Raw genomic sequence first — 17,391 nt, 5'->3', positions numbered from 1 at the left:
CCGACTCCGTCGGCAGACCGTTTCGCGTTCCGGGGCTGAGGGCGGGCAGGGCGGCGGCCCGAGTGTCACCTCGGGTGGGCACCGGGGTTCCACTACCGGCAAGCCGCGAACCAGACCTGATGTGACGAGCACGCCGGTTGGCAACTGCGCACGGCAGTTGGCCACTTGGGTGCTCAGCGGGCGAAGGGCATCTGCTCAGCCGAGGACCGCGGTGGCTTCGATCTCGACCAGATGGTCGGGAACGTCCAGTGCCGCAACGCCCAGCAGCGTGGCCGGCGGGACCGGGGCGGATCCCAGCTTTGCGGCCGCCCGGGAGATCCCCTCCAGGAGCGGGGGCATCTTGTCGGGAGTCCAGTCGACGACGTAGAAGGTGAGTTTTGCCACGTCGTCGAAGGAGCCGCCGGCCTCGGCCAGGGCGGTGCCTATGTTGAGGTAGCACTGCTCGACCTGCGCGGCGAGGTCGCCTTCGCCGACCGTGATCCCCTCGGCGTCCCAGGCGACCTGCCCGGCGATGAAGACCAGCTTCGACCCGGTTGCGATCGAGACCTGCCGGTAGACATCGATCTTGGGCAATCCGCTGGGGTTCACCAGGGTGATGGCCATGCCGTCCGCCTCCTTGTCCGGGCATCGTGGGCCCGTGCTCGTCACTCCAGACCCTCGTGGTCTCTTGTGGTTACTCAGGAACCGTAAGAGAGTGATCGCTGACATGGAAGAACGCACTTTTTGGTGACTGGGGAACCTGATGGTGACCAAACAGGTCAAGGGTCGATCCGAGGAAGCGGACCTCAGGCGCGCGGACTCATTGGCGCGAGAGATCTTCTCCGACGTCGCCAACAAGTGGGCGTTCCTGATCATCGAGACTCTCGGTGAACGCACCCTGAGGTTCAGCGAGCTGCGGAACGAGATCGAGGGCATCAGCCACAAGATGCTCACTCAGAACCTGCGCATGCTGGAGCGCAACGGCCTGGTCGGGCGCAGCGTGCACCCCACCGTCCCGCCGCGTGTCGAATACACCCTCACCGAGCCGGGCCAGGGCCTACGCGCAACCGTCGACGGAATGTGTGACTGGACCCACCGGTACATCGGTCACATCGAGGCCGCCCGCCACCGCTTCGACGCCTGACGCCTGACGGCTGATCACGATGCAGCCGGAGTACTCCTGGCCGGGCCTCGGTTCTTGAAGCGGGTCGGGTCGGCTTGCCTTTGACCCCGGGAAGCCGGAGCCGGGTGTTCCCAGGTGAGCAAGTCGTAGGTCCGTCCCTTGTCGGTGACTGTCTCGGGTTTGACGTCGGTCAGGCGGAAGCCTGCGGATCGGGCGACGGCGACACTGGGATGGTTGTCGGGCTCGATCTCGAGGATCACCCGGGTCAGGCCCGCGGTGTGGTGCGCGTACTCGGTCATGGTTCGAAGTGCTCGCGCTGCGAGGTGCTGACCTCGGTGGGCGGCGCCCACGACGTAGCCGATGCTGCCAGTGGTCAGGTTGAGCAGGACCTCTCCCATGGCCTGTTGCCCGTCGGTCGTGATGGCCAGGTGGATGCGTTTGTGTTCGCGCCGTGCCTGGTGCGCGCTGTACAAGTAGCGTCGTGCGGCGGTCTGGTCGAACGGCGACTCCAAGGGGGTCCGGTAGGCGACGTCGGGGTCGTCGAACAGTTCTTGCAGGGCGGTTAGGTCGTCGCTCGTCCATTCCCGAAGCAACAGGCTGTGAGCGGTGAGCCGGAGGGGATGCGTGTCCATGGGCCCGTCATTCTGCCCTGTCGTCGATTGCTCGTTCGGGTGATCACGGGGTAGCCGACGCCTTGTCGGCGCGTTTCGCCTCGGTGTCGGCCGAGGAGCGTGCCCGGGGTGCGGAGCTGGCCCGCCAGGCGGTCGCTGACTTCACCGGGCCGATTCATCACGGGGATGCACCTCGTCACGACCTTGTCGTCACCCTTGTGGATCTCGGTGTGGTGGGTGACCGGGTCCTCGTAGACGTTCTTGGTGACGGCGGAACGCGCCTTGCCGATCAGGCCGCCGATGGCGGTGGCTGCCATGGCCAGGCCCGCGAACGGCAGGGTGATCATCAGGACGCCGTTCAACGTGAAGGAGGCCGAACCCTGGAGCACGAGCCGATGCCGATGCCGATGCCGATGCCGATGGCGGTGACGCAATGCGCCGACGCCGGTCGAGGCGACGGGCGCGCTCCCACAGCACCCGCGCACATGGGGAAAGCGTTGCTCGTAGCGACTGAAGGAGGGCATGTGTCCGGAGGGCGCACTGCGGACACGGCCACGAGTACATGCCGGAGAACGTATACCTGGCCTCTCGTCGGCAGACCGCCGGCGAAGGACCGAGGTCAGGTTGGGACCGGCCATGTGAGACCTCGTGAGAGATGAGAGAGTCTGACGGGTGAGCGAGACACCACCGAACACCCTGCAATACCGCTTTGACGGGCCAGAAGACGCACCTGTCCTGATCCTGGGGCCCTCACTGGGCACCACCTGGCACAGGTCGTAACGATCGTCCATGGGTGTCCAGCCGCTCCGGGGCGCGTGCAAAATTGCAGGTCAGGTCCCTGTGGTTCGCGGGTGTCCGCTCAGTTCGTGATAGCGGTGTGAGAGGGCGAAGCAATGACGCCCTTCCGGGAACCAGCAGGCGACGACGCCGTCGCCGCCTCCGACGACCCGCAGCGGAGCCGGTGCGCCTCGTGGTTGGAGTTGGCGTGGTGGCGGGTGTGTTTGTCCTGCCACCATCCGTAGCCCATCCCGATCGCGGCCCGGCGACGCGGCCGGCCGTCTCGCTGGGCCGGCGTCGGCGGAAGACCTGGCGGTGCGCGACGTCGTGGGCGAGCAGAGCCACCTGCCCGAACATCACGGCGCGGAACGCGGCGAGCACCAGGGTCCACCGGCCGGCGCCGATGACGACGAACGCGCTCCAGCACCCGGCGTAGGCGACGGCCACGGCGATGGACCGGACGGTGTAGTAGCCGGGGCGCCGGTTCATCAGGCCGACCTCGGCGATCTTCTTGGACAGGCGGGCGAAATCACTGCCGCCTGCGGGGGGAGGCGGGTGACGGGGCGGGGTATGCGTGGCCATGCTGTCGGCGTGTCCTTCCCGCTGACGAGCCGCATCCGGTCGGGCGGTGTACGCCGGATGCGATGCGGCAGCCGGGTACCCACATGCCGGCCTTCGGACCGGCACCCCGGTGCTCGTCGGTCGGAGTCTGCGGATGTCGCGGGGCTTTGACGTAAGGTCCCCCCGGAGGGTGGCCGCTGTCGATGAACCTGCCGCGCTGGCAATCGAGGCGAAGCGGCATGATATGGGTGCAAGACACTAGCCTCGGGCCATGGTGACGCGTACCCGGCTGTATCACGACGGCACTCTGGTCCTGGAGGACTTTCCCGTCAGTGATGTCCCTGCGCATCTCGCTGATCCGGCGTCGGTCCTGTGGCTGGACCTGTGCCGGCCCGGAGCCGCTGAATTCACCATGCTCGGTCAGGAGTTCGGCATCCACGAACTTGCTCTGGAGGATGCCGCTCAGCGTGGACAGCGGCCGAAAGTCGACCGCTATCGGACCCACGAGTTCCTCAGCGCCTACGCCGTGACCGCCGGCCCGGACGGTGCGGAACTGACGTACAGCGAGATCGCCGTCTTCCTCACCAGTCAGGCCATGATCACCGTCCGCAAGGACGACGGCCTCGACATCGAGGGCGTCGTCGCCCGCTGGGACGAGAGCCCGGACCTGGCCGGCCACGGCGTCGGATTCCTGCTGCACGGCCTGCTCGATCATCTCGTGGATGGGCACTTCGCCGCGGTCCAGCAACTGGACGACGGCATCGAGGAGCTGGAGGGTCTGCTCTTCGCGGCCGGGCGCCGTGAGATCGAAGCCGTGCAGCGCCGGGTTTTCGCACTGCGTAAGTCGCTCGTCCAACTGCGCCGCGTCGTGCTCCCGATGCGTGAGGTGGTCAACACCTTCATGCGCCCCGGCCTGCACCTGATCACCGACCCTCTCGTCCCGTACTACCAGGACGTCTACGACCACGTACTGCGCGCCACCGAGTGGACGGAATCACTGCGGGACCTGGTGGCCTCGGTCATGGAGACGAACCTCTCGGTCCAGGCCAACAGCATGAACCTGATCATGAAGAAGGTGACGAGCTGGGCCGCGATCATCGCCGTACCCACCGCGATCACGGGCTACTACGGCCAGAACCTCCCCTACCCCGGTTTCGGCCGCGAGTCGGGATTCATCACCTCCGCCGCCGTCATCGTGGTCCTGTCCGCACTGCTGTATGTGACGTTCAAGCGCAAGGACTGGCTCTGACCGGCATCGGCACCGGCGACCAGGTCCCGAAGGCAGGAAACCACTAGGTCATCCCAGGCTTTTCGGGCCGGTGAGCGGAGTAGTGTGAAGACACCGGGAGTTCTTCGCGCACCGGCTCCGCTGCGGGTGCCGTTTCCGGTGATCGACAGCGCCGGGCCGCACCCACGAGCCCGGGGACAGGTCCGCGCCATGGCCGTGACCATTGACCGTACGACATCGAGCAGACGCACGCCGCCGCCAGCGGCCCGGCTGTCCCTGACGCCCGCGCCGGGCGGGCTGGATGGCATGTGGTGGCCCCGCTCCCGTGCCCTCACCCGTGAGCTGCCGTCCTTGACGGCCGCATTGGGCGATCTCTGGGGTCGTATCACGGGTGTCACCGTGCACCCGGCCTACTGGCCCGTCCTGCCGCATTGGGTGTCCGACGCCGGGCGTACCGTGCAGGTGGGCTGGTCCACCGAGGAGCAGGATCCGCACAGACTCACTCTTTTCTCCGCTGACGGCCGCCGGGACGTGCTGGTGATTCCGCCGGAAACCGGTGCGGATGCCGCCGCGCAGCTGATGGCCGGCGACGGCGTCGATGTCCCGGCCCGGGAGGAAGCAGCAGACAGGATCGATGCCCGAAACAGGGAAGAAGCGTGGGAGGCCGACGGCGGAGCAGGTCGACCGTCGTCCCTGTCCCGGCCCATCGGCTCGGCAGGGCCTTCGCCCGCCGGTCGGCGGAGGTGAGATCGCATGCTCGTCATCGCCGTGGCCGTGCTGCTCGTCCTGATCGCCGTCGGAGTCGTTCTGAGCCACCAGCTCAATGGTCAGCACGACGAACGGATCGCTGCCTTCCACTACGGCGATGTTCTGCCGGGGATCGGGCGTCGGCCCCGGAGGCACCGTCGGTCGGCGGTGGACGCGAGCGTTCCGACGCGCCCCACCGCGATGGCGGCCGCGGAGGACATCGACTTCGGTCCGACCGTGGGCAGTAGAGGAAAGCGCGTCATGGCGATATTGCGAGACCGGAAGACGTACCGCGAGAGGATCATGCAGGCTCTGTACCAAGCCGCCGAGGGCAATCGCCTCCTGGGCGTCGATGGGGCGAAGCTCCGCACCGACCTCGGCATCCCTGAGCAGGACATGGCCGCTGCCTGTATGCACCTGGCGGGCGAAGGCTGGGTCGTCGTGCACTGGGGGAGGGGCAACAGGCCCGCGATGATCACGCTGACGCACCAGGGGATCCGGCGGATGGAGACGGAAGAGGAAGGGCGTGGCTGAGCCACCGCGTCGGCTTCTCGGACCGAAGCGAACCTTCACAAGAACTGTTCATGTCGGATTAATCCCTTTGGCGTAAAGTGGAAGGCGGGTCGGCGCACTCTCACGTGCAATGACCCGGAAGGGCGGCTCCGGCGGGTATACGCCGGAGCCGTTGCCCGTTTCCATAACCGCGTTCAGCGGCGAGACGCTCGCGCGACCGACCCGCGGTGTCGCGGAGCCGGTCACCGTCGCGGTCACGGTGACCGGTATCGCCGCATGGTGCTCCGTTCAGCCCGTAGCCGCAACGCGGTTTGTCGGCCCCCGACGAGGAGTACCCTGGTGATTACCGAGAGCATTCCGTACACCAGCTTCCACGCTGACGTCGTTCTCGGCGATTCACGACAACCGGGTCGGCCACGTCCGGCCCGGGGTTGGGTCCGTGGCATGACCGCGACCATTCTGTTGACGCCCGCGGACGAGGACCGGACTCCTTCCTCGTCGCCCTTCCGACTCGTCCTGGCACCCTTCGGAACCGCTCCGGCACTGATTGACGGTGCCTGGTGGCCCCGCTCCCGCGACCTGACGGCGGAGCTTCCGGCACTCATCGAGGTCCTCGACCCGCTGTGGGGGCGGATCACCCGGGTGACGGTGAATCCCACGTTCTGGCCCGTCATCCCGCGAAAGGTGCCCGCTCACGGGCACGTGGTGCACGTCGGCTGGTTCGAGGCCGAGCAAGACCCGCACAAGCTGCTGCTGCTCTCCTACACCGTCGGCCGCTGGGACCTGCTGGTCATCCCACCGGAGACAGAACCGGCCACCGCGGCTCGGCTCATGGCCACGGCCACCGACCCGTCGCGGACCCTCACGGCGACCGGCCTGATCCATGACGCCGAACGTTTCCGGACCGCGGCAGAGGAAGCGGCCGACCGGGGCTCGCTCCGGGAGGCGGTCTGGGACTCCGAAGGCGGACACGCCGCACGTACCCCTGCCGCAGAGGTCATCGGCCACGTGCCCACCCCGGCAGTAGGAATGTGACAGGCATGGAGACGTCACCACGGTGGGCGTGCTCCTGATGTGGCTGCTCACCACACGCCACGGTGATCGCATGGCGGCCTTGCCCGACGGCCGTTCCCGGCGGCGGCTCTGGCCGTGGCACCGCACCGAGACGTGAACCCCCTGCACAACGGCTCTGTCCCAGATCCCGATGCGTGTTGCTGTTGGCACAGCTGTCCGCCGTAGTGGACACCGTCCGATTGCCGGCGCATCCCCCGAGGTGACCAGCCGACCCTGCGCCTGGAACACAGGCTGCTGAACCGGCCGTTCGTCTCTCCGCACGCGAGCACGACCGCGTACCGAGCGCAGGATGAGCCGCGTGTCCGGTCCTTCGCGCTGCCAGGCCCGTCTTCTGAACCGAGGTGCCATGCCCATTCCCCAGCTGACCATCTACCGGCACGACAGGAACAGCCGGGCGCTGATCACCCTGGCCGGTGAGATCGATCTGACGACGGAGCACGTCGTGCGCGAGTCATTGGGGCAATGCCTGCGCGACGGCATCCGCACCATCGACGTCGACCTGACCACGGTCACCTTCTGCGACGTAACCGGCCTCAACGCCTTCCTCCACGCGTCGCAGGCCACCACCGTGGCCGGCGGATCCCTGCGCTTGCACCACCCGCCCCCGGTGCTGGCACGAATCATCGCCCTCACAGGTAACAGCACCCTGCTCCACGGCTACCCGGGCGACCTCCCACTGCGGCCTTCTGCACCGCCCTTGACGCCCGGAGCACCAAGTCGGGGGCTCACCCGCGCACCCAGGATGATCCCTACGACCGGGAGCTGACTGCCGGCTTACTCCAGGAGGGCGAGGTGGTCCGCGGGGCCACCGCGCCATTCGATCAGGAAGGGCGTCGCGTCATCACTGGTGCGGCCGCCCCGTTGCTGCTTCAGTTCGCCGTAGTCCTGCAGCAGGATCGAGACGTTGCGGCCGCCGACCCTGGCCACCTCTTCCGCGATCAGCGGGGCGATCCGCTTGGGCGGCATCTCGTGCGCCCTGTCCAGAAGCACCCCCAGCAGCCGCTCACGAACCCTTCTGAACGGTCCGTCATGCCGTGTCCGGCCGCCGCCCGCCCTGTGCCATCGCCGCGCCCTTGCGGTGTCCTCAAAGCCCCGGTCACCGTGTTCGTGCGCCCTCGTGCCGCGGATCCAGCACCCGCCCGACACGCTCGGGGCCATCCGGTAGTCATGGCTATCCGCTCGACCCTCTCACGCGATCCGTACACAAGGCTCCTGACACGCCCGTGATCAAGCCTTCCAGAGTGGCGCGGCCGACCGACCCGAAGTGCCCCTCACGCCAAACGCGGCATGTCATACGGGCTGCTGCCAGAGCAGCGGTGGACGTGGTGGTCAACCCCTCGCACGGCGGCGGAGGCGGTGTCCGGGAGTGCCGCTGCAGACGGCGCGGGCGTGTCGGCGCGGCTGTGGTGTGAGGGTGTGGCGGGTGATCGGCACGGGTCATCGAGCGCCCTGGTGAAGGAGCGCGGCCAGGGCGAGAACGATCATCGTGTTGACTGTCCTGATGAACAGGAACGCTCTGCCAGCGCCGGCTTCGCCACGGCAGGCCCGGGGGAAGCAGCCGTCGCCCCCCGTTCTCCAGCTCCTCCGCAGCGGTTCGGGCTCCAGTTTGCTGCCGGCGGGCGGCCGATTCGGCGGCTGTGACGTGGCCGATCGGGGCCTGGTGAGCGGTTCCCCGGGGCGGTGCAGGAACATCTGCCCGAGCAGTCGACCCGCCGCAAGAAGGCACTCCCCGGTGCGAAATACTCTCCCGATGAGTTCACGCACTTCTCCGATCAGCCAGCCGATCACGATACGGAGGGCCGTCGCGCGGGATGCCAAACGGCTCACGCGGCTCGTGCGTGGCTCAGGCGCCTATGAGGGTAAGTACGCAGCCGCAGTCGCGGGTTACCGGGTCGGTCCTGATTACATCGAGGCCCACCGCGCCTTTGTGGCCGTCGGCGCCGACGAGCATGGAGGCCGGGTCCTCGGATTCTACTCGCTCGTCCTCGCGCCACCGGAGCTCGACCTGCTGTTCGTCGCCGACGAGGTGCAGGGACGGGGCATTGGACGACTGCTCGTGGCGCACATGCAGTCCGAGGCCCGTGCCGCCGGGCTCGACCGTATCAAGGTCGTGTCGCATCTTCCCGCCCAGGACTTCTACCACCGCGTGGGTGCGGTGCGGACCGGGACCGCGTTCGCGAACCCGCCCGCCGTGCCGTGGGACCGTCCCGAATTCGAGTTTCGCATTCCTTCGGACTGACGCGGTGTGCCGGCTGCCGGGTCACTGGCTTCGCCTGCACGGGGCAGCCGGTGATCGTGCCAGTCACCAACCGTGCGTTCGGCTCCTCATGCAGTCCGTGCTCCTCCGATGCTGTTGGGGACACTGGATTCAGGGCCTACTGCCTCAGGCGCGCCGGCTGGCGAGGCCGGGGACACGGCCGTCGGTGAAGCTGGCAGGGGGCTTGGCTGCGACCGCTGCGCCGGTGTCGGGGCAGTCGCGTGTCGGCAGCACGAACGAGACGACCTTGCCCCGGCTGTGGCGGCGGACGCCCCGTGCCCCGGCGACTGCGTCCAGCAGGGGCATCCGCGCCCGGTGCGAATCGGCCCCCAGCTCGGGTCCTGGTCCTCGACCTCGCACTCCGGCAGGCCCCACCGCAGCAGGGCTGTGACCAGCACCCGGCAGCTGCCCCGGGCGTGCAGAACGGCATTGCTGACCAGTTCGCTCAGCAGCAGGACCGCCGACTCCGCACTGTCCTCGGACACTGCCCACGCCTGCATTGCGGCCCGCAGCCAGCAGCGGGTACCACGGACGTTCTCCGGGTGGCCGGCGAGCAGCATGCGCGCCTGCTGAGTGTCAATAGGGGCCTTGCCGAGTTTCGGGCGCCATCACGGTTCAGACCGCCCAAGCGGGCCGGTGCCATCCACCCAGCACGTCACGCGCGGGAGAGGCGAACCACCATGACGACCAGACAGCGCAGCACCTCCTCCACCAGCACGGATCCACCTGTTCCCGGCGAGGTCGTCCTGGGCGTGGACACGCATGGCGAGGTTCATGTTGCCGCCGTGGTCTCCCCGCTGGGGAAGGTCCTGGTACCGAGTCCTTTCCGGCCATGGCGGCCGGCTATCGTCGGCTGCTCCTCTGGGCCCGCAAGCTGGGGACGGTGCGCCGGGCCGGTGTGGAAGGCCCCGGCACTTCGGCGCGGGCCTGTCCCGCTACCTGCTGGCTCAGCACGTCCGGGTATACGAAGTGAATCGGCCCGACCGCTCAGCCCGTCGCCTGCTCGGGAAGTCGGACCCGCTCGATGCGCAGGCTGCCGCGCGAGCCGTGCCCATGCCCCGCAGCTGCTGACACCGGTGGGTATCGGCCCGGACAGCGCCGCCACGCTCCTGACCACCATGGGAGACAACCCCGAGCGGCTGAACACCGAGGCGTCCTTCGCCGCTCTGTGCGCGGCCAGCCCGATCGGGTACTCCTTGGGCCGCCGGACCTCGCGTCGCCTCAACCATGGCGGCGACCGGCACGAACGCCGCACCCAGGAGGGCAAGACCCGTCGTGAGATCATCCGATGCCTGAAGCGATAGGCTGCCCGCGAGGTCTTCAACCTGGTCAGGACGGTATCTACCGATCCCCCGCTATAGGGGCGTCCGTGAGACGTGAGAGGGTCTGGGGCGTGAGTGAGACACCACCGAACACCCTGCAATACCGCTTTGACGGGCCAGAAGACGCTCCGGTCCTGATCTTGGGTCCCTCACTGGGTACCACATGGCACATGTGGGACCGCCAGGTTCCCGAACTGGCCGAGCAGTGGCGGGTCTTCCGGTTCGACCTGCCCGGTCACGGCGGCGCCCCCGCGCATCCGGCCGGTTCCGTCACCGACCTCACCGCCCGACTGCTGGCGACCCTCGACGCACTCGGTGTCCAGCGCTTCGGCTACGCGGGCTGCGCCCTCGGGGGCGCCGTCGGAGCCGAGTTGGCGCTGCGCCACCCCGAACGCCTCGCGTCGCTCGCCCTGATCGCCGCGTCGCCCCGTTTCGGCACGGCCGACGAGTTCCGCCAGCGCGGCGTGATCGTACGGACGAACGGGCTCGACCCGATCGCCCGGTCCGCCCCGGAGCGCTGGTTCACCGGCGGGTTCGCGGCCGGGCAGCCCGCGATCACCGAGTGGGCGGTGCAGATGGTGCGCACCACCGACCCCGGCTGCTACATCGCGGCCTGCGAGGCGCTCGCGGCTTTCGACGTACGAGCCGAACTCGGGCGCATCGGCGTGCCGACGCTGGTGCTCGTCGGTTCCGAGGACCAGGTCACCGGGCCGGCCGAGGCGCGCACCCTGGTCGCCGGGATACCGGACGCCCGGCTCGCCGTCGTCCCGGGCGCCTCCCACCTGGTGCCGGTCGAGCAGCCCGCCGCGGTCACCGACCTGCTGGTCCGTCACTTCTCCACCGCGTGGCAGCCCGCGTTCGACGCGACCGGCCAGATGGCGGCGATCATGGCGGCTCCGGTGAAGCCGGTGCTGGCCGCACCGCCGCCGGTGGCACCCGTGGCGGAGATCGCACCGCCCGCCGCCCAGCCCGAGCCCGTCGGCAGGCCCGACCTCTACGACACGGGGATCAAGATCCGCCGTGAGGTGCTCGGCGACGCGCACGTCGACCAGGCGCTGTCCTCGGCGGACGACTTCTCCGGGGACTTCCAGGAGTTCGTCACCCGGTACGCGTGGGGTGAGATCTGGGACCGGCCGGGTCTGGACCGGCGCACCCGCAGTTGTGTCACGCTCGCCGCGCTGGTCGCGGGGGGTCATATGGAGGAACTCGCGGCCCACACGCGGGCGGCCCTGCGCAACGGACTCACCCCGGGCGAGATCGGGGAGGTGCTGCTGCAGACGGCGGTCTACTGCGGTGTGCCGGCCGCGAACAGCGCGTTCACGGTGGCCCAGCAGGTCGTCCGGGAGGAGACCACGCCGCAGGAGTGAGCGTCAGCCTGGCAGCGGGAGCACCCCCCTGGGAGCGTCCCGGCCGCCCCGGCGGGAGGCAGGATGGACCCATGAAGCTCACGAAGAAGTCGCACGCCTGCATCCGACTGGAGAAGGACGGGCGCACCCTCGTCATCGACCCGGGCACCTTCAGCGAGGAGGACGCCGCGGTCGGCGCGGACGCCATCCTGGTCACGCACGAGCACCTCGACCACTTCAACGAGGAGCGGCTGCGGGCCGGGATGGAGTCCAGTCCGGGCGCCGAGATCTGGACCCTCGCCTCCGTCGCGGAGAAGCTCTCGGCGGCGTTCCCGGGGCGGGTGCACACCGTGGGCCACGGCGACGCCTTCACCGCCGCGGGCTTCGAGGTCCAGGTGCACGGCGAACTGCACGCCGTGATCCACCCGGACATCCCCCGCATCACGAACGTGGGCTACCTCATCGACGGCGGCAAGGTCTTCCACCCGGGCGACGCGCTCACCGTCCCCGACGGGCCGGTGGAGACGCTGATGCTGCCCGTGATGGCTCCCTGGAACAAGATCGCCGAGGTCATCGACTACGTCCGCGAGGTCCGGCCGCAGCGCGCCTACGACATCCACGACGCCCTCCTGACGGACCTCGCCCGCCCGATCTACGACCACCAGATCGGCGCGCTGGGCGGCGCCGAGCACCTCAGGCTGACTCCGGGGGCGTCCGCGGAGGTCTGAGCCCGTCTTCCGGCCTCCGTCCACTCTTCCGGCAGGGTGCGGTCGAAGCGTTCGAACACGGCGCGCGTGAGCACCGCTCGGTGCAGTTCGGCGCCGAGCGGGTCGCTGGTGTCGCGGTCAGGCTGCCGGGGCGGTCAGGACGGCCTTGGCCGCCAGCCGGAGATTCCCGATCATCGGATTCGGGTCGCCCTTGCGGCTGACCAGGACGACCTGGCTGGGGGGAGCGCCCTCGATCGGGACGGTGACGAGGCCGGGACGCAGTGAGCTGCGCCGATCGCCGACCGGTAGCACGGCGATCGCCCCGCCGCTCGCGACGAGTTCGAGCTTGTCCTCGTAGCTCTCGATCGGCGGCACGCCGGCCCCGAGGATCCGGTAGGAAGTCCAGTCCGCGGTCTCGAACGCGCACGGTGCCGCCTCTTCGCCGGCCAGTTCTTCCGCGGTCACCGACGCGCGGTCGGCCAAGGGGTGGCCGCGCGGCACGACGAGCATCCGGGGCTCCTCGTACAGCGGGGTGGTGAACACGCCGTCGGGGGCGAGCGGCAGCGGGGCCCGCGCGATCAGGGCGTCGACGCGCCTGTCGGACAGCGCACCGACGTCGCGGCAGCTCAGGTACCGGGTGGCGATCTCGGCATCAGGGTGACGGCGGCGCAGTTCCCGTACGGCGGCAGTGATCACCAGGTCTTCGACGTAGCCGATGGCGATTCGTTCGCTCTCGGCTTGTCCACGCGCGGCCAACTCGGCCTGGCGGGCGGCCCGCAGCAGGGCGTGGGCCCGGGGGAGGAACCTCTGGCCGGCCGGAGTGAGCCGGGTGCCCTGGGGCACGCGGTCCAGCAGTCGTGCGCCGAGGTGCTTCTCGAGCCGTTGGATCTGGCGGCTCAGCGCCGGCTGGGCCACGTGCAGGTCGGCGGCGGCCCGGCCGAAGTGCTGGTGCGCCGCCACCACGGTGAAGTAGCGCACCAGCCGCAGTTCCAGATCCCGTCCGAGATCGTTCACCCTTCCAGCGTACGCGTCATGCCGTTTCGGAATGACCGGGTTGCCGAACCGGTCTTGGACGGCCGTACCGTGCCGGGCCTTGACTGAAGGGGCAACGTCTCCCCAGGAAAGCGACAGGCGCGATGAAGGCGATCCAGATCCACGAAGCGGGCGGGCCGGAAGTCCTGCGGTACGACGAGGTGCCGGTTCCCGAGATCGGTCCGGGCGAGGTGCTCGTCCGGGTGCACGCGGCGGGCGTCAACCCGCCGGACTGGTACCTGCGTGAGGGGATGAAGGTCATGCCGGCCGAGATGAGGCCGACGCTGGAGTTCCCCCTCGTCCCCGGAACGGACATGTCGGGCGTGGTCCAGGCGGTCGCTCCGGACGTGCGGGGGTTCGCCGTGGGCGACGAGGTCTTCGGCATGCTGCGGTTCCCCGGATTCGACGGCCGGACGTACGCGGAGTACGTGGCCGCGCCGGCTTCGGACCTGGCTCACAAGCCGTCGGGTATCGACCATGTGCAGGCGGCCGGGGCGCCGATGGCCGTGCTCACGGCCTGGCAGTACCTGGTCGACCTCGGCCACGACGTGCCGTCTCCTTTCACCGGCCGGGTGCACCGGCCGGTGCCGATCACGCCGGGGACGACCGTGCTGGTCAACGGGGCCGCCGGGGGAGTGGGCCACTTCGCGGTGCAGCTGGCGAAAGGGAAGGGGGCACACGTCGTCGCGGTGGCCTCGGGCCGGCACGAGCAGTTCCTGCGCAGGCTCGGCGCCGACGAGTTCATCGACTACACCAGGACGCAGGCCGCCGACGTGGTCAGCGGTGTCGACCTGGTGATCGACACCGTCGGCGGCCCGGACAGCTCACGCTTCCTGACCGTGCTCAAGCGCGGCGGCACCATGCTTCCGGTGTTCTTCGCCCAGTACGACCCGGCAGAGACGGCGAGTCTGGGCCTCACGGTCTCGAACATTCAGGTGCGTTCCAGCGGCCCCCAACTCGCCGAGATCGGGCGCCTGTTCGACGAGGGCGGGCTCCGGGTCGGGGTGGACAGCACCTACCCGCTGCGCGAGGCGGGCCGCGCACACGCGCGAGCCGCGCAGGGCCACATCCAAGGCAAGATCGTGCTGACGGTGGTCTCGTGATCGCCTGCGTATCACCTGCGTGAGGTCGGGCGGCTGCCGGCCGGTGCAGCTCCAGCACCTCCGGACGTGTCGGGCCGGGTCGGTACGGAGGTCATGGCCGGTTGTCGCAGAAGTCGTTCGGTGAGGCGTTCCCTGGCCAGGGCGAGGTGGCGCCGATAGGTGCCGTAGGGCACCCCGAGTCGTCGGGCGGCGGCCTTGTGGGGTCGGGAGGCCGCGATGTAGGTGGCGGTGAGAGCTTCGTGGGCCTTGACGCCCGCGGGGTCGGTCTGTATCGCGTCGAGGGCGGTGATGATGGCGCCGCGCAGGTCGGCGGCCGGGTCGGGAGAGCCCGGCGGCACGAGGTGCGAGCGCAGCAGGACGCTGGTCGCGAATTCGCGTGGGGTGTGCCAGGTACGCAGCGCCTCGCGCACACCTTCCTCGAACGCGGCGCGCGGCAGCCGGTCGCCCGGGCCACTCGCGGAGGCGGTTGCCGGCCACGTCGCCACGGGCGTGACCGCGGTGCGAGCCCGGTGTTGCACCCACTGTTCGACTGTTTGCCGTCGCCAGTCCCGGCCGAAGACGTGCTGCTGCCGCCCGCCGACGTCCACGGCCGCGAGCTCCGGCAGTCCGGCCTCGGCGAGGTAGCGCCCCCACCGGTCGGCGTCCTCGAAGACGGCGAAGGTCACCGCGCGTCCGTGGGTCCTCATCTCCTCGGCGACGGTGCGCCGGGCGATGAGCTCCATCAGAGGTGAGGGCCGCTGGCGCCCGCCGGGTTGCACCGCGAAGCGGCGGATGCCCAGGTGCTCGCCCGGCCCCAGGGGAGCGGACGCCTCCACGAGGTCCCAGACCGCAGCGATCACCGGGTCCTCGGCGCGGTCCTCGGGCAGCGGTGCGTCCAGCCGCAGGATGGCCATGAACGAAACGGGTGCGGAGGAGCCCGAGCAGCGGTGGACACGGAAGGCCTCCGGCTGGCGGCGCAGCCAGTGCGCGACCGCGGCCGCCGATGCCGGGCCCTCGGCCTCCTCGGCCATGCGCAGCACGCCGGGTACGTCTTCGGGCCGGAGGGGGGTGTCCTCGACGTGGGGGTGCGTGCGCCAGTCGTACAGATCGTCCGGACCGCCCTGGTTGCGGAAGAGGAACATCCACTCGGCGACCCGCAGGAGCACGTCGTCCTCGACAGCGGAGCGTACGGCCTGCAGACCCGCGAGCGAGATGCGGACGCGTACGTGGTCGTAGCGCGCGGGGTCCCGCCAGCGCAGGTCGGCCTCGAGGGTCGCCCGCACCGCGTCGTGCGGGTGCAGCCCTTCGGGGGTGGCCTCGATGTAGGGCAGCTGCCGCAACCAGGAGAACACCGCCGTGGTGTCCTCGTCGCCCAGCACCGCGCGCAGCAGGGGCTCACGGGTGACGTAGGCCTGCGCGACGACCTCGAGGGCGCGTCGGTGGACGGCGCTGGGCAGGTCTCCCACGAGCCGCTCGACCAGGGTCGTCAGGACGTCGCCGGTGGGCTCCCACGGCGCGCCGGGTGCCGCGGCCGGCACGGAGGCCGCCAGCGAGAGGGCGAGCGGGCTGCCTCCGGCGAAGGCGACGAGGGCGCCGCGCTGCTCGGCGGGAACACCCCGGGCGGCGAGCAGGGCGTCGGACTGGGCGGGATCGAGCGGCCGCACGGCCAGTGCGGTGAACACCTGCGCCCAGCCGGGGTCGAGCGACCACTCGGCGTCGGGGGCGACCCTGCCGGCCAGGATCACGATCGCACGGTCGGCGAGCCGCAGCAGGAAGGTCTCGCGCAGCCACGCCTCGAGTGGCTGACACCGCTCGAAGGTGTCGATGAGCAGCACCGTGCCGGGTTCGGCGCACGCCGGGGCTGCGGCCTCCTCCAGACGGCGCGGGTCGGCGTCGAGGAACCGGGCGTCCACGCGTACCACGCGTCGGCCGGTGAGCTCGGCCTGTCGGGCGGCGTAGCGCACCAGGGAGGACTTGCCGATGCCACCGGGCCCGTGGAGGTAGGCCACGAGCGGAGCGTCCGCCGCGCCCGACAGCATCCGGTCGAGCACCGCCCGCTCCGGCTCCCGGCCCACCAGCGCACCGGCCCGTGCCTCGGCCAGCCGGTCCGCCAGGCCCCTCGCACCCACTCCGGCTCCTCTCGCCCGGGCCCACCTTGCCGTCGGAGATCCGATGGTCGAGTCCTTATGCTCCGCCTCCGCCTCCGCCTCCGCCTCCGCCTCCGCCTCCGCCTCGGCCTCCGCCTCGGCCTCCGCCTCGGCCTCCGCCTCGGCCTCCGCCTCGGCCTCCGCCTCCGCCTCGGCCTCCGCCTCCGCCTCGGCCTCCGCCTCCGCCTCGGCCTCCGCCTCGGCCTCCGCCTCCGCCTCCGCGTCGGCGAGGCGCGGCCGAGCGAGGCGGCGTCGAGCGCATGTGGTCGCGCACCGGCGCCAGCAGGCCGGCGAGGGTCTCGACGTCGTCACGCGAGAGCGGCTCGAACAGCAGGCTGCTGACCACCTCGATGTGGCCGGGCAGCACGTGCGCGAGCAGCGCGCGCCCGGCATCGGTGATGGTGACGGTGACGCTCCGCTCATCGTCCGGAGAGGGGGCGCGCACGACCAGGCCCGCCTTCTCCAGCGAACCAGCCTGGTAGGTCAGGCCGCTGCGGCTGTAGACGACGCCGTCGGCCAGGTCGGTCATGCGGTGACTGCCCGTCGGTGAGTCACCGAGCCTGGCCAGCAGCTGGAACTGCACGTAGGTGAGATCGCCGGCCTCGCGCAGCTGCCGTTCGACCGCGTGCCGGAGCAGGCTGGTCACCTCGATGAGGTCGAAATAGGCGCCGAGCTGCACGGGGTCGAGCGACGGCGGCGCATCGGGCTCAGGCATGCCCGAAGCCTACTGCTTCGAATTCGAAGAGTGTGGTGTGCCGCCGTTCCAGCCGCCACCGGCGCACGGTGTGGGCAGTGTTGGGCCTGGCTGGGCACCGGAGAACCTGGAGACCGGGCAGCGGTGTGGCGCAGGGTCGCGGGCAGGAGGACGGCGCCGCCGCCCACGGA

At 70.1% G+C, this 17,391-nt stretch carries 18 protein-coding genes and 3 pseudogenes; 11 read left to right on the top strand and 10 right to left on the bottom strand.

All coding sequences use genetic code 11. The features are described from left to right. Window positions 1-195: 195 nt before the first annotated feature. The gene (locus ACFYMU_RS03115) at window positions 196-603 is read right to left on the bottom strand and encodes a RidA family protein (RefSeq protein ID WP_388367103.1); all 408 of its coding nucleotides are present in this window, start codon (window positions 601-603) and stop codon (window positions 196-198) included. A 139-nt stretch (window positions 604-742) separates the two neighbouring features. On the opposite strand from ACFYMU_RS03115, the gene ACFYMU_RS03110 reads away from it, so the two are divergent. Further along, the gene (locus ACFYMU_RS03110) at window positions 743-1,123 is read left to right on the top strand and encodes a winged helix-turn-helix transcriptional regulator (protein ID WP_388367101.1); all 381 of its coding nucleotides are present in this window, start codon (window positions 743-745) and stop codon (window positions 1,121-1,123) included. Between the two features lie 14 nt (window positions 1,124-1,137). Here ACFYMU_RS03110 and ACFYMU_RS03105 read toward each other — a convergent pair whose 3' ends face one another. The 3 genes and pseudogenes from ACFYMU_RS03105 to ACFYMU_RS03095 all read right to left on the bottom strand — a co-directional run. Beyond that, the gene (locus ACFYMU_RS03105; protein WP_388367099.1) at window positions 1,138-1,734 is read right to left on the bottom strand and encodes a GNAT family N-acetyltransferase; all 597 of its coding nucleotides are present in this window, start codon (window positions 1,732-1,734) and stop codon (window positions 1,138-1,140) included. Then, window positions 1,665-2,237 carry a hypothetical protein gene (locus ACFYMU_RS03100; RefSeq protein WP_388367097.1) on the bottom strand — a complete coding sequence of 191 codons (573 nt, stop codon included), beginning with the start codon at window positions 2,235-2,237 and terminating at the stop codon, window positions 1,665-1,667. The genes ACFYMU_RS03105 and ACFYMU_RS03100 overlap by 70 nt, the downstream gene beginning before the upstream one ends. A gap of 443 nt (window positions 2,238-2,680) precedes the next feature. Then, window positions 2,681-3,072, bottom strand: a pseudogene (locus ACFYMU_RS03095) (fatty acid desaturase family protein); the annotation flags it as partial. A gap of 250 nt (window positions 3,073-3,322) precedes the next feature. Between ACFYMU_RS03095 and ACFYMU_RS03090 the strand changes: the two are divergent. From ACFYMU_RS03090 to ACFYMU_RS03070, 5 genes are all read left to right on the top strand, one after another. After that, entirely contained in the window at window positions 3,323-4,300 is a 978-nt protein-coding gene (locus tag ACFYMU_RS03090) for a magnesium transporter CorA family protein (protein ID WP_388367095.1), read from the top strand. A gap of 189 nt (window positions 4,301-4,489) precedes the next feature. Then, the gene (locus tag ACFYMU_RS03085) at window positions 4,490-5,026 is read left to right on the top strand and encodes a DUF5994 family protein (protein ID WP_388367093.1); all 537 of its coding nucleotides are present in this window, start codon (window positions 4,490-4,492) and stop codon (window positions 5,024-5,026) included. Window positions 5,027-5,032: 6 nt separating this feature from the next. Beyond that, the gene (locus ACFYMU_RS03080) at window positions 5,033-5,560 is read left to right on the top strand and encodes a hypothetical protein (protein ID WP_388367091.1); all 528 of its coding nucleotides are present in this window, start codon (window positions 5,033-5,035) and stop codon (window positions 5,558-5,560) included. Window positions 5,561-5,983: 423 nt separating this feature from the next. Continuing rightward, complete coding sequence (locus tag ACFYMU_RS03075) at window positions 5,984-6,574, top strand: DUF5994 family protein (protein ID WP_388367090.1); 591 nt, start codon at window positions 5,984-5,986, stop codon at window positions 6,572-6,574. Window positions 6,575-6,959: 385 nt separating this feature from the next. Beyond that, on the top strand, window positions 6,960-7,379 hold the full coding sequence (locus ACFYMU_RS03070; protein WP_388367088.1) for an STAS domain-containing protein: 420 nt from the start codon (window positions 6,960-6,962) through the stop codon (window positions 7,377-7,379). 104 nt (window positions 7,380-7,483) lie between these two features. On the opposite strand, the pseudogene ACFYMU_RS03065 reads toward ACFYMU_RS03070, so the two are convergent. Further along, window positions 7,484-7,676, bottom strand: a pseudogene (locus tag ACFYMU_RS03065) (serine/threonine-protein phosphatase); the annotation flags it as partial. Between the two features lie 687 nt (window positions 7,677-8,363). On the opposite strand from ACFYMU_RS03065, the gene ACFYMU_RS03060 reads away from it, so the two are divergent. Next, complete coding sequence (locus tag ACFYMU_RS03060; RefSeq protein WP_388367086.1) at window positions 8,364-8,852, top strand: GNAT family N-acetyltransferase; 489 nt, start codon at window positions 8,364-8,366, stop codon at window positions 8,850-8,852. Window positions 8,853-8,996: 144 nt separating this feature from the next. Here ACFYMU_RS03060 and ACFYMU_RS03055 read toward each other — a convergent pair whose 3' ends face one another. Further along, a complete protein-coding gene (locus tag ACFYMU_RS03055; protein WP_388368015.1) occupies window positions 8,997-9,176 on the bottom strand; it encodes a hypothetical protein in 180 nt (59 codons plus the stop codon). Window positions 9,177-9,211: 35 nt separating this feature from the next. Then, a pseudogene (locus ACFYMU_RS03050) lies at window positions 9,212-9,430 on the bottom strand (ATP-binding protein); the annotation flags it as partial. 192 nt (window positions 9,431-9,622) lie between these two features. Here ACFYMU_RS03050 and ACFYMU_RS03045 point away from each other — a divergent pair. From ACFYMU_RS03045 to ACFYMU_RS03035, 3 genes are all read left to right on the top strand, one after another. Then, entirely contained in the window at window positions 9,623-10,174 is a 552-nt protein-coding gene (locus ACFYMU_RS03045; protein WP_388367968.1) for a transposase, read from the top strand. Between the two features lie 89 nt (window positions 10,175-10,263). Further along, window positions 10,264-11,559 carry a 4-carboxymuconolactone decarboxylase gene (pcaC, locus tag ACFYMU_RS03040; protein ID WP_388367084.1) on the top strand — a complete coding sequence of 432 codons (1,296 nt, stop codon included), beginning with the start codon at window positions 10,264-10,266 and terminating at the stop codon, window positions 11,557-11,559. A 71-nt stretch (window positions 11,560-11,630) separates the two neighbouring features. Beyond that, window positions 11,631-12,266, top strand: a complete 636-nt coding sequence (locus ACFYMU_RS03035; RefSeq protein ID WP_388367082.1) for an MBL fold metallo-hydrolase — start codon at window positions 11,631-11,633, stop codon at window positions 12,264-12,266. A gap of 117 nt (window positions 12,267-12,383) precedes the next feature. On the opposite strand, the gene ACFYMU_RS03030 is transcribed toward ACFYMU_RS03035, so the two are convergent. Beyond that, complete coding sequence (locus tag ACFYMU_RS03030; RefSeq protein ID WP_388367080.1) at window positions 12,384-13,259, bottom strand: LysR family transcriptional regulator; 876 nt, start codon at window positions 13,257-13,259, stop codon at window positions 12,384-12,386. A gap of 122 nt (window positions 13,260-13,381) precedes the next feature. Here ACFYMU_RS03030 and ACFYMU_RS03025 point away from each other — a divergent pair, with 122 nt between their 5' ends. After that, window positions 13,382-14,380, top strand: coding sequence for an NADP-dependent oxidoreductase (locus ACFYMU_RS03025; RefSeq protein ID WP_388367078.1), 999 nt, complete (start codon window positions 13,382-13,384; stop codon window positions 14,378-14,380). 11 nt (window positions 14,381-14,391) lie between these two features. Here ACFYMU_RS03025 and ACFYMU_RS03020 read toward each other — a convergent pair whose 3' ends face one another. Continuing rightward, window positions 14,392-16,434: an AAA family ATPase gene (locus tag ACFYMU_RS03020; protein WP_388367965.1), complete on the bottom strand. Its 2,043-nt coding sequence runs from the start codon at window positions 16,432-16,434 to the stop codon at window positions 14,392-14,394. Between the two features lie 109 nt (window positions 16,435-16,543). Further along, entirely contained in the window at window positions 16,544-17,221 is a 678-nt protein-coding gene (locus tag ACFYMU_RS03015; protein ID WP_388367076.1) for a MarR family winged helix-turn-helix transcriptional regulator, read from the bottom strand. Between the last annotated feature and the right edge of the window lie 170 nt (window positions 17,222-17,391).

Origin of the sequence: Streptomyces sp. NPDC007264 (assembly GCF_042869095.1) — a bacterium.
Classification (GTDB): domain Bacteria; phylum Actinomycetota; class Actinomycetes; order Streptomycetales; family Streptomycetaceae; genus Streptomyces.
This window is presented reverse-complemented; position numbering and strand designations above follow the sequence as displayed.

Coding starts and splice junctions, on each gene's coding strand:
- ACFYMU_RS03115 (WP_388367103.1), bottom strand. CDS start 603: ATGGCCATCACCCTGGTGAACCCCAGCGGATTGCCCAAGATCGATGTC.
- ACFYMU_RS03110 (WP_388367101.1), top strand. CDS start 743: ATGGTGACCAAACAGGTCAAGGGTCGATCCGAGGAAGCGGACCTCAGG.
- ACFYMU_RS03105 (WP_388367099.1), bottom strand. CDS start 1,734: ATGGACACGCATCCCCTCCGGCTCACCGCTCACAGCCTGTTGCTTCGG.
- ACFYMU_RS03100 (WP_388367097.1), bottom strand. CDS start 2,237: ATGCCCTCCTTCAGTCGCTACGAGCAACGCTTTCCCCATGTGCGCGGG.
- ACFYMU_RS03090 (WP_388367095.1), top strand. CDS start 3,323: ATGGTGACGCGTACCCGGCTGTATCACGACGGCACTCTGGTCCTGGAG.
- ACFYMU_RS03085 (WP_388367093.1), top strand. CDS start 4,490: ATGGCCGTGACCATTGACCGTACGACATCGAGCAGACGCACGCCGCCG.
- ACFYMU_RS03080 (WP_388367091.1), top strand. CDS start 5,033: ATGCTCGTCATCGCCGTGGCCGTGCTGCTCGTCCTGATCGCCGTCGGA.
- ACFYMU_RS03075 (WP_388367090.1), top strand. CDS start 5,984: ATGACCGCGACCATTCTGTTGACGCCCGCGGACGAGGACCGGACTCCT.
- ACFYMU_RS03070 (WP_388367088.1), top strand. CDS start 6,960: ATGCCCATTCCCCAGCTGACCATCTACCGGCACGACAGGAACAGCCGG.
- ACFYMU_RS03060 (WP_388367086.1), top strand. CDS start 8,364: ATGAGTTCACGCACTTCTCCGATCAGCCAGCCGATCACGATACGGAGG.
- ACFYMU_RS03055 (WP_388368015.1), bottom strand. CDS start 9,176: ATGCCCCTGCTGGACGCAGTCGCCGGGGCACGGGGCGTCCGCCGCCAC.
- ACFYMU_RS03035 (WP_388367082.1), top strand. CDS start 11,631: ATGAAGCTCACGAAGAAGTCGCACGCCTGCATCCGACTGGAGAAGGAC.
- ACFYMU_RS03025 (WP_388367078.1), top strand. CDS start 13,382: ATGAAGGCGATCCAGATCCACGAAGCGGGCGGGCCGGAAGTCCTGCGG.
- ACFYMU_RS03015 (WP_388367076.1), bottom strand. CDS start 17,221: ATGCCTGAGCCCGATGCGCCGCCGTCGCTCGACCCCGTGCAGCTCGGC.